We start from the raw sequence: 23,478 nt of genomic DNA, 5'->3' as shown, positions 1-23,478 counted from the left end.
GTCACATGAAATCGCTACTCGACCTGTTCAAGCAATTCACGCCCGATGAGCATTTCGATGCCATCAAGATCGGCATGGCTTCGCCCGAGAAGATCCGTTCGTGGTCTTTCGGCGAAGTGAAGAAGCCCGAGACCATCAACTACCGCACGTTCAAGCCCGAGCGCGACGGCCTGTTCTGCGCCAAAATCTTCGGGCCCATCAAGGACTACGAATGCCTGTGCGGCAAGTACAAGCGCCTGAAGCACCGCGGCGTGATCTGCGAAAAGTGCGGCGTTGAAGTCACGCAGACCAAGGTGCGCCGCGAGCGCATGGGCCATATCGACCTGGCCGCACCCTGCGCCCACATCTGGTTCCTGAAGTCGCTGCCTTCGCGCCTGGGCCTGGTGCTGGACATGACGCTGCGCGACATCGAACGCGTGCTGTACTTCGAAGCCTACGTGGTCACCGACCCCGGCATGACCCCGCTGAAGAAGTTCGGCATCATGTCCGAGGACGACTACGACGCCAAGCGCAAGGAATACGGCGACGAGTTCGTCGCCAAGATGGGCGCCGAGGGCATCAAGGAGCTGCTGGAAGGCATCGACATCGAGATCGAGATCGAGAAGCTGCGCGGCGACCTGACGGGCTCCGAAGTCAAGGTCAAGAAGAACGCCAAGCGCCTGAAGGTGCTGGAGGCCTTCAAGAAGTCCGGCATCAAGCCCGAGTGGATGATCCTGGAAGTGCTGCCCGTGCTGCCGCCGGACCTGCGTCCGCTGGTGCCGCTGGACGGCGGCCGCTTCGCCACGTCGGACCTGAACGACCTGTACCGCCGCGTCATCAACCGCAACTCGCGCCTGCGCCGCCTGCTGGAACTGAAGGCGCCCGAGATCATCGCGCGCAACGAAAAGCGCATGCTGCAGGAAGCCGTGGACAGCCTGCTGGACAACGGCCGCCGCGGCAAGGCGATGACGGGCGCCAACAAGCGCGCGCTGAAGTCGCTGGCCGACATGATCAAGGGCAAGTCGGGTCGCTTCCGCCAGAACCTGCTGGGCAAGCGCGTGGACTACTCGGGCCGTTCCGTGATCACCGTGGGTCCGACGCTCAAGCTGCACCAGTGCGGCCTGCCCAAGCTGATGGCCCTGGAGCTGTTCAAGCCCTTCATCTTCTCGCGCCTGGAGGCCATGGGCATTGCCACGACCATCAAGGCCGCCAAGAAGGAAGTGGAAGCCGGCACGCCCGTGGTGTGGGACATCCTGGAAGAGGTCATCAAGGAACACCCGGTGATGCTCAACCGTGCGCCTACGCTGCACCGCCTGGGCATCCAGGCGTTCGAGCCCATCCTGATCGAAGGCAAGGCCATCCAGCTGCACCCGCTGGTCTGCGCCGCGTTCAACGCCGACTTCGACGGTGACCAGATGGCCGTGCACGTGCCGCTGTCGGTGGAAGCGCAGCTGGAAGCCCGCACGCTGATGCTGGCCTCCAACAACGTGCTGTTCCCCGCGTCCGGCGAACCCTCCATCGTGCCCTCGCAGGACGTGGTGCTGGGCCTGTACCACGCCACCCGCGAGAAGATCAACGGCAAGGGCGAAGGCCTGGTGTTTGCCGACACCGGCGAAGTCCAGCGCGCGCTGGATGCGGGCGAGGCCGAGCTGCACGCCAAGATCAGCGTGCGCCTGACCGAGTGGACCAAGGACAAGGCGACGGGTGAGTTCGTGCCCGAGACCAAGCTCGTGGACACCACCGTGGGCCGTGCGCTGCTGTCGGAAATCCTGCCCAAGGGCCTGCCCTTCAGCAACCTGAACAAGGCGCTGAAGAAGAAGGAAATCTCCAAGCTCATCAACGCGTCGTTCCGCAAGTGCGGCCTGAAGGACACCGTGGTGTTCGCCGACAAGCTGCTGCAAAACGGCTTCCGCCTGGCCACGCACGCGGGCTTTTCCGTGGCGATCGACGACATGCTGGTGCCACCGCAGAAGGCCGAGATCCTGGCCCGCGCCGAAGCCGAGGTGAAGGAGATCGAGCAGCAGTACGTCTCCGGTCTGGTGACGGCCGGCGAGCGCTACAACAAGGTGGTGGACATCTGGGGCAAGGCCGGCGACGACGTGTCCAAGGTGATGATGGACCAGCTCAAGGTCCAGAAGACCATCGACCGCAACGGCAAAGAAGTGAACGAGGAATCGTTCAACGCCATCTACATGATGGCCGACTCCGGCGCCCGCGGCTCGGCGGCCCAGATCCGTCAGCTGGCCGGTATGCGCGGCCTGATGGCCAAGCCCGACGGCTCGATCATCGAGACGCCTATCACCGCGAACTTCCGCGAAGGCCTGAACGTGTTGCAGTACTTCATCTCCACCCACGGTGCCCGTAAGGGCCTGGCGGATACGGCGCTGAAGACCGCGAACTCGGGCTACCTGACCCGTCGCCTGGTGGACGTGACGCAGGACCTGGTGGTGACCGAGGACGACTGCGGCACCTCGAATGGTTCACTGATGCGCGCCATCGTCGAGGGCGGTGAAGTCATCGAGTCCCTGCGCGACCGTATCCTGGGCCGTACCGCGGCCGAGGAAGTGCTGCACCCCGAAACGCGTGCCGTGCTGGCGCAGCCGGGCCGGATGCTCGATGAAGACCTGATCGAAGAGCTCGAAGCCGCAGGCGTGGACGAAGTGAAGGTGCGTACCGCGCTGACCTGCGAAACCCGCTACGGCCTGTGCGCCAAGTGCTACGGCCGCGACCTGGGCCGCGGCGGCCTGATCAACCTCGGCGAAGCCGTGGGCGTGATCGCCGCGCAGTCCATCGGCGAGCCCGGCACGCAGCTGACCATGCGTACGTTCCACATCGGTGGTGCGGCATCGCGTGCGGCGGTGGCGTCCAGTGTGGAAGCCAAGTCCAACGGCATCATCGGCTTCAACGCCACGATGCGCTACGTGACCAACACCAAGGGCGAGCTGGTGGTGATTGCGCGCTCGGGTGAAATCATCATCCAGGACGAGCACGGCCGCGAGCGCGAGCGCCACAAGGTGCCGTACGGCGCGACGCTGACGGTGAAGGCCGACCAGAACATCAAGGCCGGCACCATCCTCGCCAACTGGGACCCGCTGACGCGCCCGATCATCACCGAATACGCAGGTACGGTGAAGTTCGAGAACGTCGAGGAAGGCCTCACGGTGGCCAAGCAGGTGGACGAGGTCACGGGCCTGTCCACGCTGGTGGTGATCGACCCCAAGCGCCGCGGCTCTGCCAAGGTGGTGCGTCCGCAGGTGAAGCTGGTGGATGCCGATGGCAAGGAAGTGAAGATCCCCGGTACCGACCACTCGGTGACGATCGGCTTCCAGGTCGGTGCGCTGATCCAGGTGCGCGACGGCCAGGAAGTGGGCCCCGGCGAAGTGCTGGCCCGCATCCCGATGGAAGGCCAGAAGACCCGCGACATTACCGGCGGTCTGCCCCGCGTGGCCGAGCTCTTTGAAGCCCGCAGCCCCAAGGACAAGGGCATGCTGGCCGAGATGACCGGCACGATCTCCTTTGGCAAGGAAACCAAGGGCAAGGTGCGCCTGCAGATCACCGATCCGGACGGCAAGGTCTGGGACGAGCTGGTGCCCAAGGAGAAGAACGTGCTGGTCCACGAAGGCCAGGTGGTCAACAAGGGCGAGCTGATCGTCGACGGCCCGGCCGATCCGCAGGACATCCTGCGCCTGCTGGGCATCGAGGAGCTGTCGCGCTACATCGTTGACGAAGTGCAGGACGTGTACCGCTTGCAGGGTGTGAAGATCAACGACAAGCACATCGAGGTGATCGTGCGCCAGATGCTGCGCCGCGTCGTGGTCGAGAACCCGGGCGAGTCCACCTACATCGCCGGCGAGCAGGTGGAGCGTTCCGAGATCCTCAACACCAACGAGGCGCTGCAGGCCGAAGGCAAGCTCCCTGCCACGTACTCCAACGTGCTGCTGGGCATCACCAAGGCGTCGCTGTCCACCGACTCGTTCATTTCCGCCGCGTCGTTCCAGGAAACGACCCGCGTGCTCACCGAGGCTGCCATCATGGGCAAGCGCGACGAGCTGCGCGGCCTGAAGGAGAACGTGATCGTGGGCCGTCTGATCCCCGCCGGCACGGGCTTGGCTTACCACCAGGCCCGCAAGGCCAAGGACGCCATGGACGAGGCCGAGCGCCGCGCCATCGCGGATGCCGAAGCCGCCGAGCTGGCCTCTGCCGGCACCGACGACGCAGCCGCCGAGATCGACGGCAGCGCCGACACGGCTGATTAAGCCGTTGCCAGTCCCGCCTCTCGCATGCGGGTACTGAACGCTCCCGGCTTGCCCATCCGGCAGGCCGGGAGTTTCTTTTTTGTCGTGTTACCAATCCCTCGGTTGGCAGGGGCCGTGCCCGCTGGCGCGAAGCCCCGGCTGTGAACATGTTGACCACCTGGATACTTCTCGCCCTGTTCCTGTTCTGGGCCGTGGGCGCCTACAACCGGCTCATCCGCCTGCGATCCGCGGCGCTGCAGGCCTTTGGCGGGCTGGACACCCACATGGTGCGCTGGATTGCCCTGCTGGGTGAGTACGAGGCTGCGCACGGAGCGCCTGGCGCGGTCCAGGCCATCGTGGGCGACGAACCGGCGCCGGCGGCGGGCGCGCATGACGCCCATGCCGCCCTTTGGGCCGCGGCCACGCAACTCGGCGCCTCGCTGGCAGTAGCGCGCGCGCGCCCGCTGGACAGCGGCGCCGCCGCCGCCCTGGCGGCCGCATCGCAGGTGCTGGAGAACGCCTGGCAGACCGTTGTGCGCGAAGCCGCGCAGGTAAGCGAAGGTGTGGCACCCCCTGCACTCGCCCCATGGGTGGTGCGGCGCGAACAGGTGGCGCTGCACAGCGACGAGGCGCGCCGCCTGTTCAACGATGCCGTGGCTCAGTACAACCATGCCATCGCCCAGTTTCCCGCCAGCTTGCTGGCGTGGCTGTTCGGCTTCAAGAAGGCGCAGACGCTGTGAACAAGCCTACTTCCCTCCCGACGCAGGGGGCTCCCGCGGTTGCGTTGAGCCAGTTGCTGGACGCCACCGCCTTGGCGCTGCAGGCGGTGCGCGCAGGGCAGTCGGGCACCGTGGCCCTGGAGACCACGGCTGCCGCGCTGCGCCCCGGCGTGCAGGCGCTGCTGTTCCAGGTGCTGCGCCACCTGGGGCGCGCGCAGGCCTTGCGCCGCCAGCTGGCACCCCGCAACCCACCGCCGCGGGTGGATGCGCTGCTGTGCACCGCCCTGGCACTGGCCTGGGACCCGCAGACTGCTCCCTACGCGCCGTTCACCCTGGTCAACCAGGCGGTCGAGGCCGCCAAGCGCCACCCCGCGACGCGGGCGCAGGCGTCTTTCGTCAACGCCTGCCTGCGGCGCTTCCTGCGTGAGCGCGACACGCTGGTGGCCGCCACGCAGGGCGACGAGGTCGCCGTGTGGAACCACCCCACATGGTGGATCCAGCGCCTGCGCCGCGACCACCCCGATCAGTGGCAGCAGATCCTGCAGGCGAACAATGCGCCCGCGCCCATGGTGCTGCGGATTTCTAAGTCAAAAAGCACTCCAGCGCTTTACCAGCAAGCGTTAGAAGCTATCAATATTGAAGCGATGGCGGTAGGCTCCGAAGGGCTGGCGCTGGCACGCCCCGTGCCGGTGCAGCAACTGCCTGGCTTTGCAGAGGGTGTTGTCTCGGTGCAGGATGCCGCCGCGCAGATGGCGGCGCCGCTGCTGCTCAACGGGCTGGACGCCGCGCAGCCGCTGCGCGTGCTGGATGCCTGCGCCGCCCCCGGCGGCAAGACCGCCCATTTGCTGGAATGGGCCGCCGCACTGCGGGCCCCCTGGCGGGTCACCGCGTTGGAGGTGGATGCGGCACGCGCCGAGCGCATCCATGACAACCTGCATCGCCTGGGGCTGAGCGCCCAGGTGCTGGTGGCCGATGCCGCCGTGCCCGCCGACTGGTGGCAGCAGGCCAGCGGTGGTGAGCCGTTCGACGCGATCTTGCTCGACGCGCCCTGTACCGCCTCGGGCATCGTGCGCCGCCATCCCGACGTGCGCTGGCTGCGGCGCGAGAGCGACGTGGCCCAGCTGGCCGCGCAGCAGTCGCGTCTGCTGGCGGCGCTGTGGCCGCTGCTGCGCCCTGGCGGGCGGCTGCTGTATTGCACCTGTTCGGTGTTCCGGGCCGAGGGCGACGGGCAGATCGCAGCGTTTCTTGCGCACAACACTGACGCACGCCTGCTGCCGTCGCCGGGCCATTTATTCCCCGGCAGCCCAGACAAGCGCGACGGGCTCCGTGACAATGGGCCGGGTGAACACGACGGTTTCTTTTACGCCCTGTTGCACAAGGCCTCCGCCTGAACGTGCCGGTCTGCGCAGGCCGGGCTGGCTGTGGGCCGCGCTGGTTTGTCTGCTGGCGCTGTGGATCGCGGCCATTCCCGCCGCCCACGCCCAACAGCACGGCGAGATTGTTGAACTGCAACTCGACCCGCTGCCCGAGGGACTGTATCTGTCGGCCACGCTGCAGCTGGAACTCCCCGAACTCGTCAAGGATGCGCTCTACAAGGGCATTTCCGTGTTCTTCATCACCGAGGCCGAGGTGGTGCGCCAGCGCTGGTACTGGTCCGACAAAGTGGTGGCGCAGGCCAGCCGTTTTCTGCGGTTGAGCTACCAGCCCCTTACGCGGCGCTGGCGTGTGGTGCAGTCGTCCACGCCCTTTGCACCGTCGGGCCTGGGCGTGTCGCTGGGCCAGAATTTCGACACGCTGCAGGATGCGCTGGCATCGATGCAGCGCATCGCGCGCTGGAAGATCGCCGACGAGGGGCAGGTCGATGAAGGCGTGACCTACGTCATGAACTTCCAGTTCCGGCTGGATACCTCGCAGTTGCCCCGGCCCTTGCAGATCGGTGCGGTGGGCCGCTCGGGCTGGAACATGGTGCTTGCGCGCAGCGTGCCGCTGAGCGTGGTGGAGGCTGCGCGGTGAAAGCGGGCGATCCGCGTCCCGCGGGTTCGGCCCGCCGCGCAGAGACACGCGCACGCGCCGTGCGATGGGCGCTGGGCCTCGGCACGGGGCTGATGTGCGCCATCGCATTGGTGCTGCTGTTCCTGCTGACGCTGGCCACCAACAACCGTGACCTGTACGAACGCAACTTCGCCTGGCTGCTGGGCGTGAACGTACTGGTGGCGCTGGTGCTGCTGGCCGTGTTGGTCTGGGGCGCCCTGCGCCTGGTGGTGCGCCTGAGGCGGGGGCGCTTCGGCAGCCGGCTGCTGCTCAAGCTCGCGGGCATCTTCGGGCTGGTGGGCGTGATCCCCGGGCTGCTGATTTACGTGGTGTCCTACCAGTTCGTCTCGCGCTCCATCGAGAGCTGGTTCGACGTCAAGGTCGAGGGCGCGTTGACCGCCGGTGTGAGCCTGGCGCGCGTCGCGCTCGACACCATTGCCAGCGACCTGGCCTCCAAGACGCGCACCGCCAGCAGCCAGTTGGCCCAGGTGCCCGATGCGGCCGCGGGCCTGGTGCTGGAGCGCATGCGGGACCAGTTGGGGGCCACCGACCTCGTGCTGTGGAACGCCGCGGGCCAGCCCGTCGCCGCCACCGGGCAATCGCGCTACATGCTCAACCCCGAGCGCCCGAGCGCGCAGCAGTTCCGCATGGCGCGGCAAGACCGCGTCACCTTCCAGATCGAGGGCCTGGACGACATCACCGACCCGCTGGCCGCGGAGAACGCGCGCGTGCGCGCGCTGGTGCTGGTGGCCAACCCCGGCGTGGGTCTGTTGGCCGAGCCGCGCTTCGTGCAGGCCACCGTGCCCTTGCCCCAGGCGCTGGTCGCCAACGCCATTGCGGTGCAGGAAGCGAACCGCGAATACCAGGAACGCGCGCTGGCGCGCGGCGGGCTGCGGCGCATGTACATCGGCACGCTGACGCTGAGCCTGTTCCTTGCCGTCTTTGGCGCGGTGCTGCTCGCCGTGGTGCTGGGCAACCAGCTTGCGCGGCCCCTGCTGGTGCTGGCCGACGGCGTGCGCGAGGTGGCGGCAGGCAACCTGTCCCCCAAGGCCGCGCTGCAGACCAAGGACGAGCTGGGCGGGCTGACGCGCTCTTTTGCCCTGATGACGCAGCAGCTTGCGGACGCCCGCGGCACGGTCGAGCAAAGCCTGAGCGCGCTGGACGCGGCGCGCGGGCACCTGCAGACCATCCTGGACAACCTCACGTCGGGAGTCATCGTGCTGGATGAAAAAGGCATTGTCCAGTCGTCCAACCCTGGTGCGACCCGTGTCCTGCGCGCGCCACTGGCGGCCTACGAAGGACGGCCGCTGGCTGAGGTGCCGGGGCTGGCGGATTTCGCGGCGGCCGTGCAGCGGCACTTCGATACCTTTTTGCAGGACCGTGACCACCACGGTCTGGACCACTGGCAGCAGACCTTTGAGCTGCACGCGGCGGGCGGTGGCGTCACCACGCAAGGCACCAGCCTGGTGGCGCGCGGCGCGCAACTGCCCAACGAGGCGCGGCTGCTGGTGTTCGACGACATCTCCGAAATCGTCTCCGCGCAGCGCGCCCAGGCGTGGGGCGAGGTCGCTCGGCGTCTGGCGCACGAGATCAAGAACCCGCTGACGCCGATCCAGCTCTCGGCCGAGCGTCTGGAGATCAAGCTCTCAGGCAAGCTGCCTGCGGCAGAGCAGGCCGTGCTGACCAAGTCGGTGAAGACCATCGTGGACCAGGTGGATGCGATGAAACGGCTGGTCAATGAATTCCGCGACTACGCGCGCCTGCCGTCTGCGGAACTGCACACGCTGGACCTGAACGCACTGGTTGCCGATGTGCTGCATTTGTATGGCGCCGAGACCGCGCAGGTGCCGGTCGAGGCCGAGTTGGACCCGCGCTGCCCCGCGATCTCGGGCGATGCCCAGCAATTGCGCCAAGTGGTGCACAACCTGCTGCAGAACGCCCAGGACGCGACACAGCAGGCGGCCGAGCAGGGGGGCGTTCCACCGTCGCCCGTGCGCATCAGCACACGCTGGGGTGAATCCGCGCAACGTGTGCGGCTGACGGTGTCGGACTGCGGGCCGGGCTTTCCTCCACACATCCTGCAGCGCGCCTTCGAGCCCTACGTCACGACCAAGCCTCGGGGCACCGGGCTGGGACTGGCCGTCGTCAAAAAAATCGCGGATGAACATCGCGCGCGGATCGATCTGGTCAACCGCGTGGAAGACGGCGTGGTGAAGGGCGCACAAGTGTCGCTATCATTCGCCCCTGAATCGGCGGTGGCGCTCTAACAACACCGCACGTGCAGCAAGGGTGCATTTACACACATGGCAAATATTCTGGTGGTCGACGACGAACTGGGGATCCGGGACCTGTTGTCAGAAATTCTGAACGACGAGGGGCATAGCGTCGACCTTGCCGAGAACGCCACGCAGGCCCGCAACGCGCGCTTGAATGGCAGCTATGACCTGGTGCTGCTGGATATCTGGATGCCCGATACCGACGGGGTATCGCTGCTCAAGGAATGGGCCATGGCCGGCACGCTGACCATGCCAGTGATCATGATGAGCGGCCACGCCACCATCGACACGGCCGTGGAAGCCACGCGCATCGGTGCCTTCTCCTTTCTCGAGAAGCCCATCACCATGCAGAAGCTGCTCAAGGCAGTGGAGCAGGGCCTGGCACGCAGTACGGCGCAGCCACCAGCAAGCGCTGCCGCGCCGGCCCAGACCAACACCGCACCTGCACCCGCAACAACCGGCGCCATTGCCAATGGCGCGCCGGCTCCTGCGCCTGTTGTTGCGGTGATGGAGCAGGCGCCCATGTCCCACCAGGGCTTCAATCTCGACCGACCCTTGCGAGAGGCGCGCGACGGTTTTGAGAAAGCCTACTTTGAATTCCATCTCGCCCGCGAAGGCGGCTCGATGACACGCGTCGCCGAAAAAACAGGATTGGAGCGCACACATCTTTACCGCAAGCTGCGCCAATTGGGGGTGGATCTCGGGCGCAACAAACGCAACACGTGAATTGGCAAAAATTTTGCAGCTTGGCGTCATGCCCCGATTTCTCGGGCTATAATTCAAGGCTCAGGCCCGGTAGCTCAGTTGGTAGAGCAGAGGATTGAAAATCCTTGTGTCGGCGGTTCGATTCCGTCCCAGGCCACCATCTTTCTTTCTCAGACGATCCCAAGTCAGCTCAGAAGTCCTTGTAAATCAAGGGCTTAGCCCGAAAAGGCGGCTCAAGCGGTATCGTTTAATCTCACAAAATCCTGTTCTTGCGTGTACCCAACGGTGTACCCCAGACTGCTTTTCAACCGCAGTCATTTTTGGGTACACCATGGGTCAACTCAACGAGCTTCAGATCAAGGCGGCAGCGCCGCGTGACAAGGAATATTTGCTGGCGGACGGCGATGGTCTTTACCTTCGCGTGCGGCCGACCGGCAAGGTGTGGGTCTACCGCTACAAGCAGTTCGGCAAAGAAGCCAAGCTGACCCTCGGCCACTACCCGGTGGTCTCGCTCGCGGCGGCGCGCAAGAAGGCGCGCGCCGAGGCCGAGAAGCGCGCTGACGGTATCGATCCCCGAGAGGCGCGGCGTGTGGAAGAGGAGCGCGAGCGCGTTTCTCGTCTGAACACCTTCGAACTCACGGCCCGCGCTTGGCACGCTCAGGCGAAGAAGGATCAGGAATGGTCGGACGGCTATGCCGTCAAGGTGATGCGCCATCTGGAACTGCACATCTTTCCGTGGATCGGCGCACTGGCGATGGAAGCCATTGCCCCCACGGAAGTGGTCCGGTGCCTGCACCGCATCAAGGAGCGCGGCCATTTGGAGACGGCGCAGCGGGTGCGCGAAGCGGTGCAGCACGTGTTCCAGTATGCGGTGGATGTGGGGACGCTGGGGGCGGGGCAAAACTTCGTGAACAAGCGCACCGGCGGTTTGCCGGCGCCGCGTGCCCGCCACTACGCGGCCATTACCGATCCACAGAAGCTGGGGCAGTTGCTGCGAGACATCCAGGCCTACAGCGGCAACGTCATCACCCGTGCGGCCCTGCAGCTTTCGCCGTTGCTATTCCAGCGCCCCGGCCAGTTGCGCCTCGCGCATTGGGAGGACGTGAACCTCGACCAAGCCGTGTGGCGTTGCCCACCGGAGAAGATGAAGCTGCGGGAATGGAAGAAGCGCGACAGCCGCACGCCGACCCACCTCGTGCCATTGCCTACCCAGGCCGTCGCTATCCTGCGGGATCTTCTCCCGCTGACCGGCCCCACCGGACCGATCTTCAAGAGCATGGCCAAGCGCTCGGAGAAGACGCGCTACATGAGCGACAACACCGTCAACAGCGCCTTGCGAACGCTCGGCTACGACACGAAGGAACAGATCACGGGGCATGGCTTCCGTGCCACGGCGCGCACCCTGATCCGCGAACTGCTGGGCTGGGACCGCGAGGTGATCGAGCGGCATCTGGCGCACGTGTCGGACGAGGAGCTGGGCGGCAGCTACGACAGGACGACGCACTTCGAGCAACGCCGCCGGATGATCCAGGTCTGGGCGGACCTGCTGGATCACCTTGCTGCGGGCAAGCCGGTGGGGCCGGTGCGCGACCTGCGTCAGACCGACCCGGTGCCGCAGGAACTCAAGGAATGCTTTGCCTCGTTTGCAAGTGCTGAAAACGGGGAGGGCTTTCTGGCTGAGGCGTAGCCGTCCGATAGCCTGCTGGATCGTCGATCCATGCCTGAAGCTCGAAGCTGGACCACGCGGAAGCCCGACCTCCCAGGTGAACCGGGGCAGGAAAGCGCCCTTCCGCAACACGTCGGTAGATCGTCGAGCGGCTGAGAGCAGAGATCCGCATCACGTCGCGCAAGCGGTAGTAGGCGGGCGGAGCCTTGGAGGTGTTCGGCTTGGGGAGGGTCTGGTGGAAGAGCATGGCGATTCCTTATCGGGCAATGCCGAAAGGATGCGTCTCATCAAGGCCCAGACCAACCCAGGGGAGAGAGGCTAAGCGTACGCGGTACGAAAGTAGGGCATCCGCAGCCACGTTTACGACCACTTGCGCGGAGCCGTTGACCCAACGCCCAAGCGCCAATGACAGCAACCTGAGCCGTCTGCGAGAAAAAGGCCTACGGTGCTGCTGTGGTCTGTATGGCCGCGGGCCGGGCCTTACGCTTCTTGATCGTGTCTGCGCTTCGCTTCTCGATCTGCCCACGCCATGTTTCCAGCGCCATGATGTCGGCGAGGAGTTCATCAGGTTCCGGAATGGCGACGCCACCCATGAGCGCTTTGTCGTGCGCATAGTTGGAGCACTTCGCCATGCCCGCATTCACCTGGGCGTAGTCGTCATCCTCGACCACCACACCTACCAGCCGCTGGGTCTCGACACCTGTAAGCGCACGGTCATCCCACCCTTGAGGTTCACGACGTAAGCGGCAACGATGGTGTCCACCAAACGAGTGAACCGACCCCCAAACCTTGGACAGTTATGGTTTCATGCGGGCGCCGCGGCGGCCTGCGTCCTGTACGCCACTGGGCTCAGGCCTCCGAGCCCGATCTTGATGCGATCCACGTTGTAGTAGCGAATGTAGTCGTGAAGGGCGGCCTTCAACGTCTCGGTCGTGTCGAACTTGTTGAGATGGAACAACTCGCACTTCAGCGTTCCGAAGAAGCTCTCCATGGCTGCGTTGTCATAGCAGTTGCCCTTCCGCGACATGCTCTGAACGACCCCGCTTTGATGCAGGCGTTGGCGGTACGCGGGCATGCGGTACTGCCATCCTTGGTCCGAATGCAGGATCGGTCGCTGGCCTGAGTCGAGCCGGTTGAACGCCTTGGTGAGCATGTTCTTGATCATGACCGGCAGTGGACGCTCTGCAATCTCGTACGACACGATCTCGCGGTTGTAGAGATCCATCACCGGCGACAGGTACAGCTTCTGGTTGTTCACCTTGAACTCGGTCACATCGGTCACCCACTTCTGATTGGGCTCATCAGCCGTGAAGTCGCGCTCCAAGCGGTCCGGGGCCGTCTCGGAAGCTGCGCCGTCATAGGCCTTGTAGCGTTTTGGGCGGACCAGCGACTTCAACTGCATCTCGACCATCAGCTTTTGGACCGTCTTGTGGTTGACGACGAGACCTTGCTGGCGCAGCTCAGCGGTGACCCGTCGATAGCCATATCGGCCTTTGTGACGGTTGAAGATCTCGCGGATCTTCGCTTTCAGGTCGCAGCGTTTGTCACCCGTGCGGATAGCCTTCAGCTGGTAGTAGAAGCTGCTGCGCGCCAGCTCAGCCGCGCGCAGCAGATCGGCGAGAGGGAAGTGCGGCCTCAACTCGAGCACGATCAACGTCCTTTCACGGGCGCCGAGCGCGACTTGGTTCGAGTCAAGGCCTGCACTTTTTTTAGGTAAGCATTCTCCGCGCGCAGTTGCTGGAGATCGCGTAGCAACTCTTCGCGGCTGCGTTGGTCGTTCGTCACCGCCTCGCGGTCATCGTGCCTGCTCGGCGGCTTGCTCATCCTCGTCTGTTCCCATTTCCAGCCAGGCTGCAAAGCTGCTGCCCCATGAGCGGCGTACAACCGGCTCCACTCCGCTACCAGGTCGAGGCGCCGGATGTTGAAGAGGGCCGCAACCTGCCTACACGACAGACCCTTATCCTGCATCCGGCGCAGGACCTCGAGCTTGAAGTTCAGATCGTAGATGACGCGCCTTTTCGCCACCAGACCAGCTTTCCCATTGGCCTCGTACGCGGCGATCCACGCCCTCAGCGAATCAACGCCGACGTCGTGCGCGCTGGCGGTGGCGCGCAAGCCGCCAGCGCCCTTCCGGTAGGCCGTGACGGCAGCAAACTTCTGTTTCTCTGTGTACCTGGTCACTTCGATTCCTCGAATTCGTCCAGGTTTCGGGGGTCAGATCACGAGATAGGTGGACACCATGAACGAAGCCAAGAACAAGACCCGTCGGCGCCACAGCGCCGAGCTCAAGCAACAGATCCTGGCCGAGTGCGCCCAGCCCGGTGCATCGGTGGCCAGGGTTGCGCTCTCGCACGGCATCAACGCCAACGTCGTGCACAAGTGGCGCCGACTGGCCCATGCCCCCAGCACAGATGTGCAAGTCCCCACCTTCGTGCCGGTGGCGCTGCCTGCGCCCAGTTGCGCGCCGGCCCCGGACATCCGCATCGAGTTGCGCCGTGGCGCCACAAGCGTCTCGCTGACGTGGCCGGTCGGTGCTGCCGAGCACTGCGCAGCCTGGATGCGGGAGCTGCTCAAGTGATCCGCATCGATGCCCTGTGGCTGGCCACCGATCCACTGGACATGCGTGCCGGCACAGACACCGCTGTGGCCCGAGTGGTGGCCGTCTTCGGTGCTGCGCGCCCGCATCACGCCTACCTGTTTGCCAACCGGCGAGCCAACCGCATGAAGGTGCTGGTGCACGACGGCATCGGGGTGTGGCTGGCAGCACGGCGCCTGAACAGCGGCAAGTTCGTCTGGCCTCGTGAGGGTGCGTTGACCGCCACGCTCAGTCGCTCGCAGTTCGATGCGCTGGTGCTGGGCCTGCCCTGGCAGCGTCTGGGCGATGGTGGCGTCATCACCGTGATCTGACTGGCCTGTGCGCAAGCACTTGCCAATTGGGGCATGCGCCGATGGTGCGGCTGCACCGGCGCTGGCACAGTCCTGCCCATGGTGGTCGATCCGCAATCGCTGGAGAGTCTGAGTGCAGAACAACTGCGCGAGCTGACCGCTCGGCTGATGGTTCAGGTTCGCCACCAGAGCGCGCTGCTGGACAAGCTCACCCACGAGAACGCGCTGCTCAAGCGCATGAAGTTCGCCGCCCAGTCCGAGCGATTCAACCCCGAGCAGAAGAGCCTGCTCGAAGACGAGATTGAAGCGGACCTGGCGGCCGTGGCCAGCGAGATCGACGCCCTGGCGCAGACGCAAGCACCGGCCACCTCCGAGAAGAAACAAGCCAAGCGGCTGCCCTTGCCAGCGCACCTGCCACGCCGCGAGATCCGCCACGAACCCACGTCCACCAAATGCGCGTGTGGGTGTCAGATGAAGCGCGTGGGCGAGGACGTGGCCGAGAAGCTGGACTATGTGCCCGGCGTCTTCAGCGTCGAGCGCCACATCCGCGGCAAGTGGGCCTGCGCCCGGTGCGAGACCATTCAACAGACACCGGTCGACGCGCACGTCATCGACAAAGGTATCCCCACCACCGGCCTGCTGGCCCAGGTGCTGGTGGGCAAGTACGCCGATCACCTGCCGCTGTACCGGCAGGAGGCGATCTTCGGCCGCGCCGGCCTGGCCATCCCGCGCTCGACCCTGGCGCAGTGGGTGGGCACCTGCGGGGTGCGGCTGCAGCCGCTGGTCGATGCACTGAAGACCGAGAGCCTGGGCCACCGGGTGCTGCACGCCGATGAGACACCGGTGGCCATGCTCAAGCCCGGCGAGGGCAAGACGCACCGCGCTTACCTCTGGGCCTATGCGCCGGGGGCCTTCGAAGGCATCAAGGCTGTGGTCTACGACTTCTGCGAGTCGCGCTCGGGCGAACACGCCCGGCGCTTCCTGGGCCACGGCACCGACAAGGCCTGGAAGGGCAGCCTGATCTGCGACGACTTCAGTGGCTACAAGGCGCTGATCGCCAGCGGCGTGACCGAGGTGGGTTGCCTGGCCCACGCAAGACGCAAGTTCTTCGACCTGCACGCGGCCAACCAGAGCCAGATCGCCGGATTCGCGCTGCAGCAGTTCGCCCGGGTCTATGAGATCGAGCGCGGGGTCAAAGAGTTGGACACCGAGCAGCGGCAAGCCGTTCGGCAGCAGCAGACCCGGCCGATCCTGGACGCCCTGCATGAATGGATGACGCTGCAACGGCGCCAGGTGCCCGACGGATCAGCAACCGCCAAGGCGCTGGACTACAGCCTGCGGCGCTGGGATGCGCTGACCCGATTCGTGGATGACGGACAACTGCCGGTGGACAACAACTGGATCGAGAACCAGATCCGGCCCATTGCCATCGGTCGCAACAACTGGCTGTTTGCCGGCAGCCTGCGTGCGGGCCAGCGAGCGGCCGCCGTCATGAGCCTGATTCAGTCGGCCCGCATGAACGGGCATGACCCATACGCCTACCTCAAGGACATCCTCACGCGACTGCCCACGCACAAGGCCAGCCGCATTGACCAGCTATTGCCGCACCGCTGGAAACCCGCCGACGCCTGATCATCAGCCTCTGTGGACCTGTGTTTGCCGGACGCTTACCGACACCTTTGCGGAAGCGAAGGATGACCTCACGCAGCAGCACCTCTTCGACGGCGCGCTCCCACGCCATGCGCAAACGGAAATAGGCTTCAACGGTCAGTCTCCGGCATTCCTGTTCTTCGCCGTCCTTGTGGAGCTTGGCGACGGTTTGATGCTGGGCCTTCAGGGCACCGATCCGCTTGCTCGCGGTTTTTCCCTCGAACGGCAGATCCGGATCGGCAATCCCAAAACCTTCGGCGCGCCGGATCAGGCTTTGGGTGGCAATCGAGACGCCAGCCAGTTTCGCCTCCTCGGCGAGCAGGCACAGGAAGTAGATGTCATGGGTGAATACGATGACTTGGCGTTGTGCTGCCTCGACGGCCAGGCGCCTCGCGACACGCTCGCGCCGGCGGTGGTCGAGGGATGACACTGGATCATCAAACACGATGCCGCCCTTGCCCCCGCTCAGTCCCACTTCGGCCAGAAAGGAGCCGATCGCGATTGCGCGTTGCTCCCCCTCGCTCAGGATGTCGCCCGGACTGCGGCTTTGCGGCAACTCCAGCTTGAGTTTGTGCAGGGCTTTGCCCCGGTCCGAACGGCTCTGCAACGTCACGCGCAGTGTCCCAACGCCCAGCGCCTTGAACTCGCGGTTCAGCGCCTCGGCCAATTCCTTGGATACCACCTTTTCCGCCAGTTCCGATGCCTTCAACGAGATGGCGTTGGTCTTCACGGCCGATAGACATTTCGTGAGTTTGGCTTGATGGGCGAGCCGAGCGACGGCCGTGACGACGGCATCCTTGACCTGGCTAAGCCGCACCCGTGCATCCAGTTCCACGAACTGCTTTTGCAAGGCTGCTCGGGCCTTCTCATCCGAGGCCTTCTCCAGGGTCTCGGCTTCGGCATTCAGCTTGTTCGCCAACGCCTGAAGCCGCTCTGCCGGATTGACCAGGGCCTGATCGAGGCTGTCCCACTGGTGCGAGAGCACGGCCGCTTTGATGGCCTCCTGGCGAGCCGTCAGAAGAGGCTCGAAAGCCTTGGCATCGGTGGCAAGTTGCGCGTCCAGGGCTTCGATCTCTCCATGCGTCACATCATCGAGGTTCAGCGTCAGGATCTGTGCAATGAACGGCTTGTATTCGGCGTACAAAGCGACACGGCGTGCCTGGGATGTTTTCTCCGCTTCTTGTTGAATGAAGGCTTCGAAGCGCAGCAAGCGGTCAGCACCTTCGGCGAGAGGTTGCTGGCAAAGGGGGCAAGGAGCTTCCGCGCCCAGCTCGGGAAACGCCTTGTCCGGATGGGATTCGACCGCGAACTTGCGAGCTGCATCGAAAAGTTCGCGCCATGCCTCGCCGCCGGTGCCCGGCAGCAAATTCTCACCTTCCTTGAATTGCTTCGCCGCGAGCGCGGCCGCAGCCTGCGCCGTGCGATAGCTGTCCGCCAGGCCTTTCAGTTTGGCGACAACGGCTTGATCTACCAGCGCGCCTTTGTTGGACGCATTCGTCGCGATGGCCGCCACACGACGGGCACGCAAGCGCAGTTGAGTGGCTTTCTCCTTCGGGTTGTTCTCCTTCAGACTTTTGTCCAGGGACACATGCTGGGCAAGTTCCTCCGGGGTCAACGTAGCGAGTGCATCGATCTGGGCTTGGGTCGTTTTGGCAGAAAGAGACGCGATCAGCTTGCCGACGAGCGTGTCGCCCTGCAGGGGCGCGAACGCCGTGAGATCGGCGGCGGAATGTGCATACTCAGTCTCTACCGCCGCCTTGAGCTGCTTGCAGATCTTCGCCAGTCCCTCGAACACATCAAGCCCGTAGGGCACATAGGAAAAATCGTCCTCGCTATCGAGGTACGCACGAGCGCAGCGCGAGTCGAAAATCGCAAACGATGACAGCGCAGCCGGAGCCGGCTTTCCATGCACCCAGTGTGCATCCTGCGCAACTCCGTCGATGGCAATCTGGAAGATGGCTTCGGGGTTCCCGGCCTTGCCTGCAGGCAGATTGGCGTTCGGATGAATCGGTTCCGTCCGGTCGCGCGCACGACATGCGCGTTTGAGCACGCGCGAGTATCCCGATTTGCCTGAACCGTTATCGCCATAGATGACTGTCATCCCGGAAGCGCCGAAAGGCAGATGCTGATTCTCCGCAATCGCATTGACATGCCGCATGTTCTTCATGGCATGCAGTTCAACGTGGGTTGTCACTTTTACCGGAGCTGGAATCTGCTCGGCTGTGAGTGGCTGGGGCTTGCGGTCCTTGGGGTCCGGAATGCCATGCGCGGCCTTGAGCAACGCGAACAGGTCGTCCTGGTCTTCTATCGTGAGCGCTTGCTTGGCCAGCAGGCGTGCCACGGCATCGCTCTGCCAGGCAGGCAATCCCTTCGTCCAGTCCAGTATTTCCTGCAGTATCGACATGGGTCTCCTCCAGTCGTCGCTGTCTTACCGTCCAGAAGGCACCCACCTGATTGCGGAATGGCGTAGAGCGACGTTCGATGTTTCAAGTAGAAACATTATGGTGTCCCGGCGTTCCGCCGTCGGGCTCGCGGGCTGCGCCCCGCGCTTCGTGCCGAATCGCGGCCATCCGGCTTTGATCCCTGACACCTCCGGCCCTTGAGGCCTGCGCGCTGCGCTTGCCAATGCAGGTGTGGTGTGTGGTGGGCTGGCTTGCTGGTCCCCTTCATCCTTGCACACCGTTCTCGCGCTCAAGGTCTACGCGTGCCTTGCACGCTGGCGTCCTGTCGGCCGTCTTCGAACCTGTGACCGCTGCGCTGCGGCGTGCCGGGTGCCGGTTCCGGGCAATTCCGCCCGAGCAACCGGAGATCGTCATGAACGACAAATCACACGTTTCGCTGGAACAACACGTCTGCCTGGTCTGCGGCGTGGCTTTCGACACCGGCGCCATCCTGCTGGACAAGCGCCTGCGCGCGAGCCTGGAGCGCCACACGGCGACCGGCTGGGGCCTGTGCGCCGAACACCAGAAACTGGCCGATGATGGCTTCGTCGCGCTGGTCGAATGCGATCCGCAGCGCAGCGGCTCGCCGGCGAGCAACGGCAACCTGAAGCCCGAGCAGGCGTATCGGACGGGACGGCTGGCCCATCTCAAGCGCGAGGTGTTCTCCAGGCTGTTCAACGTGCCGATTAAGGACAAGCAGGCTTGCGTCTTCGTCGAGCCAGGCGTGATTGAGCAGTTGCAGTCGATGGTGGCGTCGGCGGCGGATTGATCGACCGCTGACACCATCGGTGCGTCGTCTCGCGGGACGGCGCACTTTTTTTGCTGCGCCTGGTGTCGATGACTCCGCGCCTTCGGCGCTGCGCGCTGCGCTTGCCCTCCAGGGGATCGGCCAGTGGCCCATCCCCGCCGCGCTGCGCTTGGCGCCCCTGCAAGCCCGCCGAACCGGCTGCGCCGGATCGGCCACCCCACTGAACAGCCGAAGCGCACCCCGCACACAGGGGCGTGCAGTGGAGGCCGGTCTATGCCCGGCCTGGGTGACTTCTGTCCTCCCGCTCGAACGTGTTCTCTCCGGTGGCGGGACCCGCCACCTGCGCGCCGCCCTTGGCGGCTTGCCTGGCCTCTGCGGGTGCTCCTTCCGTCAAGGGCCGCTACGGCGCCCGTGTCCTCGGCTTCGCCTGCGGGCCGCGCCAGCGCCTTCGCTTCCTCCCTTGACGGCGCACCCGCGCCGGCCCCAGCCGGCCCTCAAGGCCGCGAAAGCGCTTCGCGGCCCCTGCGGAGCCCGAACTTCCAAGGAGAGCGCCTATGCAGAGCACCGAGTGATCCACCCACCCCTGTTTCTTTTCTTTCCATTCCTGTTGAACGTCCCCGAGAGGGACAAGGAGTCATCATCATGAATACCGTTTCCCATTCCGAATCCCAGGCCCTGCATGCCGTGGCCGCTGCTGCCGCTGCAGCAGCGGCAGGCGAAGCCATCACCTTCCCGGTGGCCGCGCCCTATGAACTGCACCTGATCGCACTGTCCAAACTGCGGCCCTCGGCGCGCAACGTGCGCAAGAGCGGCGGCACCGCGATTCCCGAACTCGCGGCTTCCATCGTCCGGGTCGGGCTGCTGCAGAACCTCACCGTGATCGCAGCGCCCGATGGCGAGCACTTCGAGGTGGTCGCGGGCAAGCGGCGGCTGGCGGCATTGAAACTGCTTGCCAAGCGGCACAAGCTCGGGAGGGACCATCCGGTGCCCTGCCTGCTGGTGCCCGATGCGTCGGCGCGCACCGTCAGCCTCACGGAAAACGTGCACCGCGAATCCATGTCGCCGGTGGATGAACTGTTCGCATGGAAGGCGCTGGCGTCGGAAGGGCGGGCGCTGGAAGACATCGCGGCGGACTTCGGCGTCACGCCGCTGGTGGTCCGACGGCGGCTGAAACTCGCCAACGTCTCGCCGCGTCTGCTGGCGGACTACCAGCAGGGGTCCGTCTCGCTGGAGCAGTTGATGGCACTCGCCATCACAGACGACCATAAGGCCCAAGAGGCTGCGTTCTATGAAGCCCCGCAGTGGCAGCGCAGCGCGGAATCGCTGCGCGATCACCTGACCTGCGAAGAGATCGACGCCAGCCGCGATGCGGTGGCGCGCTTCGTGGGGGTGGAAGCCTACGAAGCGGCGGGCGGCGGCATCCGGCGCGATCTGTTCTCGGACGAGCAGAACGGGGTGTTTCTCACCGATGCCGGGTTGCTGGACTCTCTTGCGCGGGACAAGCTCAGCGCCGTGGCCGAATCCGTGCGGGCCGAAGGCTGGGGCTGGGTGGAGGCCGCCCCGCGTGCCACGGCAGCGGAACTGCATGGCTTCCAGCGGGTGCGGCCCACGCGCCGGGAGCCGGGCAAGGCCGAGGCCAAGCGCATTGCCAAGCTGGAGGCCGAGCAGAGCCGCATTCAGGACAAGCTCGACGACGAGGACGCCGACCTGTCCGACGATGGTGTGCAGGCGCTGCACGAGGAGCTGGACCGGCTAGGCGATGAACTGGACGCCATCGAGCAGACCTTGATGGTGTACGCGCGGGGTGTGGTGCCGGTGGCCGGGGCCGTGGTGTCGGTCGATCACATGGGCGCGGTCGTGGTGCATCGTGGGCTGCTGCGCGAGGAACAGGCCAAGGCGTTGCGGGCGCGGGAGCGGCAGGAGGCCGGGGGGACGGCCAGCGAAGGCGCCAGCGGCGGCGCAGATGCGGAGGATGCCGAACCGGCCAAGCCGGGCATTTCGGAGAGGCTGGCGAAGCGGCTGAGTGCGCACCGCACCGCCGCCTTGCAGGCTGAGGTGGCCCGGCATCCGCACATCGCGCTGGTGGCCGTGGTGCATCAACTGGCGCACCGCGTCATCCTCGGCGGCTATGGCGGCACGCCCATCAACATCACGGCATCCGCGCAGGACAGGCTGGTGCAATACGCGCCGGACGTGGACGAGGCCCCAGCGGCGGTGGGCCTGCGCGAGGTGCGGGAGGCCTGGGCGGCACGCCTGCCCGGCAACCCGCAAGCGCTGTTCACCGAACTGCTGGCGATGCCGCAAAGCGAACTGCTGTCGCTGCTGGCCGTGTGCGTGGGTTACACCGTCTCGGCCATCGCCTCGCACGAAAGCGAGGTTCCCGCTGCCGCGCTGGCGCAGGCCGTGGGCCTGGACATGCACGGCTGGTGGACGCCGACCGCTGCGGGTTACTTCGATCACGTGTCGAAAGCCAAGGCACTGGAGGCGGTGCAGGTGTTCGCGCCGGGCGAGGTTCACCGGCTGGCCAAGCTCAAGAAGGCGCAGATCGCCAGCGAGGCCGAGCGGCTGGCGGCGGGGTCGGGGTGGCTGCCGGTCATGTTCAGGCAACCGGAGGCGGTTGCCGCCGTAGAGCAGGCCGGGGTTGACGCGGATGCGGACAGCGTGGAGCTTGACGCAGACGAAGGAGCGCATGCCACGGCGTGAATCGGTGCCCCGGCTTCGGCCGGGGCTTTCCGGTCTTGTCCCGCGCCTCGGCCTGCGGTCTCGGCGCGGCGCGCGCGGCGGGTGTGCCGCGCGCGTTTGAACTTCTGGATTCCAGCGGGCTTTGCCCGTGCCTCCTGGCAAGGCGCCTCGCCGTGTGGTGCGCGGGCTTGCGATCGGCCTTGCTGCACCCGGTTGTGCGTGAGGGCGCTGTCCTCGATGCTGGCAGGGCGCAATCGCCGTGATCGACGGTGGCTCGCCGACAGGCCGGATGCCATGCTGACTTCTCTGCCGCTGCTTTCTTCCTCTCTGCTGTCGGGCCGATGCGGCGGGGCGTTCTGCCCTGTCCCTGGACTCTCTGGTCAGCCGGCTTGGCGTTCGGCGGGGCCGAACCCATGCCGGAAGGCGGTTGCCGTGTGGATGTTGCCTGTGCTCGTGGTCCTTTGCGAGGCGTTGGTCCGCTCCCACGGCCTTGTCTTTGAGCGTGAATCCTGGCGCGGGCACGGCACCCCTTCTCTTCGCTGCCGCTGCGTTGCGGTGCGCCTCGGGCTTGTTCGCCGCAACCGGCCTGCCCAACAAATTTCCCCTGCGCTGCGCGCATTCCTCGCGAGGCAAATTTCCCGGGCCTGCCGGTCCTCCACGTTGTTTCGGCCCTTCGCTGCGCTGCGGGTGCGGCGCGCCCGGCACCTTGCCTGACCGGATCACCGCACAAGGCCGCGATGGGCGCGGACCTGGCACCACCTCGAAAGGAAATCATCATGAGCACCATCGGCAACTTCACCGTTTCGGGCAACGGCTTCACTGGCACGGTTCGCACCCTGACCTTGAACGTCAAGGTCCGCATCGTGCCCAGCGACAAGGGCAGCGAGCACGCCCCGGACTACCGCATCGTCGCGTCGGCGGGGCTGGAGATCGGCGCGGCCTGGAAGAAGGTCAGCAAGGCCGACCGGCCCTACCTGTCGGTGACGCTGGATGACCCGTCGTTCCCGGCGACGATCTACGCCCGCTTGGTCGAGGGCGAGGACGGCACGCACAACCTGATCTGGACGCGCAGCAAGGGCGACTGATTGCCGCCCCGGCGCCCCGCTTCGGCGGGGCGCCTTGTTGCGTTCGGCATCGACCTGGCGTCTCGCTCGGCGGTGGCGGGCGTTGTGTGGGGTGTGCTGGATGAAGTGGCTGGAGTTTCCCGTGGCCGTCGTAAAGATGATTTTGCTGCCTTGTGCTTTGACGGGTCGTCGTAAAGGCGTACAGCCGATTTCACTCTTCGTCGGGTTTCGGAGAAAGAGGTTCTGCGGTTCAACGATTCCGTGCGTCTCCGGCGATGCCGGACCGCGCTCTTGTGCTGCGCATCGAGCCGCCAGGCGTCTCGACCCATTCGGGCGCCGATCGCTGACGCCTTCGCGCCTGCGGCGCTGCGCGCTTCGCTTGCGGAAAACCGTGGC

17 protein-coding genes and 1 tRNA gene are annotated in these 23,478 nt (G+C 65.5%); 14 read left to right on the top strand and 4 right to left on the bottom strand.

Going from position 1 to position 23,478, the window contains the following annotated elements; genetic code table 11:
• The first annotated feature begins 5 nt into the window (after window positions 1-5).
• The 8 genes from rpoC to PCQ86_RS18465 all read left to right on the top strand — a co-directional run bounded on the left by rpoC (window position 6) and on the right by PCQ86_RS18465 (window position 11,632).
• Window positions 6-4,235 (top strand): DNA-directed RNA polymerase subunit beta', encoded by a 4,230-nt coding sequence (gene rpoC, locus PCQ86_RS18500; protein WP_270174449.1) that lies wholly within the window; start codon window positions 6-8, stop codon window positions 4,233-4,235.
• A gap of 146 nt (window positions 4,236-4,381) precedes the next feature.
• On the top strand, window positions 4,382-4,954 hold the full coding sequence (locus PCQ86_RS18495) for a LemA family protein (RefSeq protein WP_041838907.1): 573 nt from the start codon (window positions 4,382-4,384) through the stop codon (window positions 4,952-4,954).
• Window positions 4,951-6,324, top strand: coding sequence for a 16S rRNA (cytosine(967)-C(5))-methyltransferase RsmB (gene rsmB, locus PCQ86_RS18490; RefSeq protein ID WP_270174448.1), 1,374 nt, complete (start codon window positions 4,951-4,953; stop codon window positions 6,322-6,324). Before PCQ86_RS18495 ends, rsmB begins: the two co-directional genes overlap by 4 nt.
• Window positions 6,275-6,946, top strand: a complete 672-nt coding sequence (locus PCQ86_RS18485) for a DUF4390 domain-containing protein (RefSeq protein WP_011806980.1) — start codon at window positions 6,275-6,277, stop codon at window positions 6,944-6,946. Before rsmB ends, PCQ86_RS18485 begins: the two co-directional genes overlap by 50 nt.
• Window positions 6,947-7,038: 92 nt before the next feature.
• Window positions 7,039-9,231, top strand: a complete 2,193-nt coding sequence (locus PCQ86_RS18480; RefSeq protein WP_442874561.1) for an ATP-binding protein — start codon at window positions 7,039-7,041, stop codon at window positions 9,229-9,231.
• Window positions 9,232-9,267: 36 nt separating this feature from the next.
• Window positions 9,268-9,966 carry a response regulator gene (locus PCQ86_RS18475; RefSeq protein ID WP_270174446.1) on the top strand — a complete coding sequence of 233 codons (699 nt, stop codon included), beginning with the start codon at window positions 9,268-9,270 and terminating at the stop codon, window positions 9,964-9,966.
• A 63-nt stretch (window positions 9,967-10,029) separates the two neighbouring features.
• Window positions 10,030-10,105: transfer RNA gene (locus PCQ86_RS18470), tRNA-Phe, on the top strand.
• A gap of 171 nt (window positions 10,106-10,276) precedes the next feature.
• Window positions 10,277-11,632 carry a tyrosine-type recombinase/integrase gene (locus PCQ86_RS18465; RefSeq protein WP_270174445.1) on the top strand — a complete coding sequence of 452 codons (1,356 nt, stop codon included), beginning with the start codon at window positions 10,277-10,279 and terminating at the stop codon, window positions 11,630-11,632.
• Here PCQ86_RS18465 and PCQ86_RS18460 read toward each other — a convergent pair.
• The 3 genes from PCQ86_RS18460 to PCQ86_RS18450 all read right to left on the bottom strand — a co-directional run bounded on the left by PCQ86_RS18460 (window position 11,568) and on the right by PCQ86_RS18450 (window position 13,792).
• The gene (locus tag PCQ86_RS18460; RefSeq protein WP_270174444.1) at window positions 11,568-11,858 is read right to left on the bottom strand and encodes a helix-turn-helix transcriptional regulator; all 291 of its coding nucleotides are present in this window, start codon (window positions 11,856-11,858) and stop codon (window positions 11,568-11,570) included. The two genes, PCQ86_RS18465 and PCQ86_RS18460, sit on opposite strands and share 65 nt — an antisense overlap.
• A gap of 193 nt (window positions 11,859-12,051) precedes the next feature.
• Window positions 12,052-12,285: a hypothetical protein gene (locus PCQ86_RS18455; protein ID WP_270174443.1), complete on the bottom strand. Its 234-nt coding sequence runs from the start codon at window positions 12,283-12,285 to the stop codon at window positions 12,052-12,054.
• A gap of 131 nt (window positions 12,286-12,416) precedes the next feature.
• Window positions 12,417-13,792, bottom strand: a protein-coding gene (locus tag PCQ86_RS18450) for an IS3 family transposase (protein ID WP_407655144.1) whose coding sequence is annotated in 2 segments (ribosomal slippage) — window positions 12,417-13,280 and window positions 13,283-13,792 — 1,374 coding nt in all. Because the reading frame shifts where the segments join, the coding sequence is not laid out codon by codon here.
• A gap of 58 nt (window positions 13,793-13,850) precedes the next feature.
• On the opposite strand from PCQ86_RS18450, the gene tnpA reads away from it, so the two are divergent.
• From tnpA to tnpC, 3 genes are all read left to right on the top strand, one after another.
• Complete coding sequence (gene tnpA / locus PCQ86_RS18445) at window positions 13,851-14,189, top strand: IS66-like element accessory protein TnpA (RefSeq protein WP_270174441.1); 339 nt, start codon at window positions 13,851-13,853, stop codon at window positions 14,187-14,189.
• The gene (gene tnpB / locus PCQ86_RS18440) at window positions 14,186-14,518 is read left to right on the top strand and encodes an IS66 family insertion sequence element accessory protein TnpB (RefSeq protein WP_270174440.1); all 333 of its coding nucleotides are present in this window, start codon (window positions 14,186-14,188) and stop codon (window positions 14,516-14,518) included. Before tnpA ends, tnpB begins: the two co-directional genes overlap by 4 nt.
• Before the next feature lie 78 nt (window positions 14,519-14,596).
• Window positions 14,597-16,129, top strand: coding sequence for an IS66 family transposase (tnpC, locus tag PCQ86_RS18435; protein WP_270174439.1), 1,533 nt, complete (start codon window positions 14,597-14,599; stop codon window positions 16,127-16,129).
• Here the strand turns inward: tnpC and PCQ86_RS18430 are convergent.
• On the bottom strand, window positions 16,053-18,551 hold the full coding sequence (locus tag PCQ86_RS18430) for an AAA family ATPase (protein ID WP_270174438.1): 2,499 nt from the start codon (window positions 18,549-18,551) through the stop codon (window positions 16,053-16,055). The genes tnpC and PCQ86_RS18430 overlap by 77 nt on opposite strands.
• 410 nt (window positions 18,552-18,961) lie before the next feature.
• Here PCQ86_RS18430 and PCQ86_RS18425 point away from each other — a divergent pair, with 410 nt between their 5' ends.
• The 3 genes from PCQ86_RS18425 to PCQ86_RS18415 all read left to right on the top strand — a co-directional run bounded on the left by PCQ86_RS18425 (window position 18,962) and on the right by PCQ86_RS18415 (window position 23,103).
• The gene (locus tag PCQ86_RS18425) at window positions 18,962-19,357 is read left to right on the top strand and encodes an ATPase (RefSeq protein ID WP_270174437.1); all 396 of its coding nucleotides are present in this window, start codon (window positions 18,962-18,964) and stop codon (window positions 19,355-19,357) included.
• A gap of 621 nt (window positions 19,358-19,978) precedes the next feature.
• Window positions 19,979-22,039: a ParB/RepB/Spo0J family partition protein gene (locus PCQ86_RS18420; RefSeq protein ID WP_270174436.1), complete on the top strand. Its 2,061-nt coding sequence runs from the start codon at window positions 19,979-19,981 to the stop codon at window positions 22,037-22,039.
• Between the two features lie 755 nt (window positions 22,040-22,794).
• Window positions 22,795-23,103, top strand: a complete 309-nt coding sequence (locus tag PCQ86_RS18415) for a DUF736 domain-containing protein (protein WP_270174435.1) — start codon at window positions 22,795-22,797, stop codon at window positions 23,101-23,103.
• Window positions 23,104-23,478 lie beyond the last annotated feature (375 nt).

Origin of the sequence: Diaphorobacter sp. ED-3, from assembly GCF_027625375.1 — a bacterium.
GTDB classification, from domain to species: Bacteria; Pseudomonadota; Gammaproteobacteria; order Burkholderiales; family Burkholderiaceae_C; genus Diaphorobacter; species Diaphorobacter nitroreducens.
The sequence above is the reverse complement of the archived record's forward strand: the minus strand, read 5'-3'. Positions and strand labels throughout refer to the sequence as shown.

Excerpts from the sequence above, each read along its gene's own strand:
- PCQ86_RS18430 (WP_270174438.1), bottom strand. The coding sequence starts at position 18,551 with ATGTCGATACTGCAGGAAATACTGGACTGGACGAAGGGATTGCCTGCC.
- PCQ86_RS18465 (WP_270174445.1), top strand. The coding sequence starts at position 10,277 with ATGGGTCAACTCAACGAGCTTCAGATCAAGGCGGCAGCGCCGCGTGAC.
- tnpA (WP_270174441.1), top strand. The coding sequence starts at position 13,851 with ATGAACGAAGCCAAGAACAAGACCCGTCGGCGCCACAGCGCCGAGCTC.
- tnpC (WP_270174439.1), top strand. The coding sequence starts at position 14,597 with ATGGTGGTCGATCCGCAATCGCTGGAGAGTCTGAGTGCAGAACAACTG.
- PCQ86_RS18425 (WP_270174437.1), top strand. The coding sequence starts at position 18,962 with ATGAACGACAAATCACACGTTTCGCTGGAACAACACGTCTGCCTGGTC.
- PCQ86_RS18460 (WP_270174444.1), bottom strand. The coding sequence starts at position 11,858 with ATGCTCTTCCACCAGACCCTCCCCAAGCCGAACACCTCCAAGGCTCCG.
- rpoC (WP_270174449.1), top strand. The coding sequence starts at position 6 with ATGAAATCGCTACTCGACCTGTTCAAGCAATTCACGCCCGATGAGCAT.
- PCQ86_RS18475 (WP_270174446.1), top strand. The coding sequence starts at position 9,268 with ATGGCAAATATTCTGGTGGTCGACGACGAACTGGGGATCCGGGACCTG.
- PCQ86_RS18420 (WP_270174436.1), top strand. The coding sequence starts at position 19,979 with ATGAATACCGTTTCCCATTCCGAATCCCAGGCCCTGCATGCCGTGGCC.
- PCQ86_RS18480 (WP_442874561.1), top strand. The coding sequence starts at position 7,039 with ATGTGCGCCATCGCATTGGTGCTGCTGTTCCTGCTGACGCTGGCCACC.
- PCQ86_RS18495 (WP_041838907.1), top strand. The coding sequence starts at position 4,382 with ATGTTGACCACCTGGATACTTCTCGCCCTGTTCCTGTTCTGGGCCGTG.
- PCQ86_RS18415 (WP_270174435.1), top strand. The coding sequence starts at position 22,795 with ATGAGCACCATCGGCAACTTCACCGTTTCGGGCAACGGCTTCACTGGC.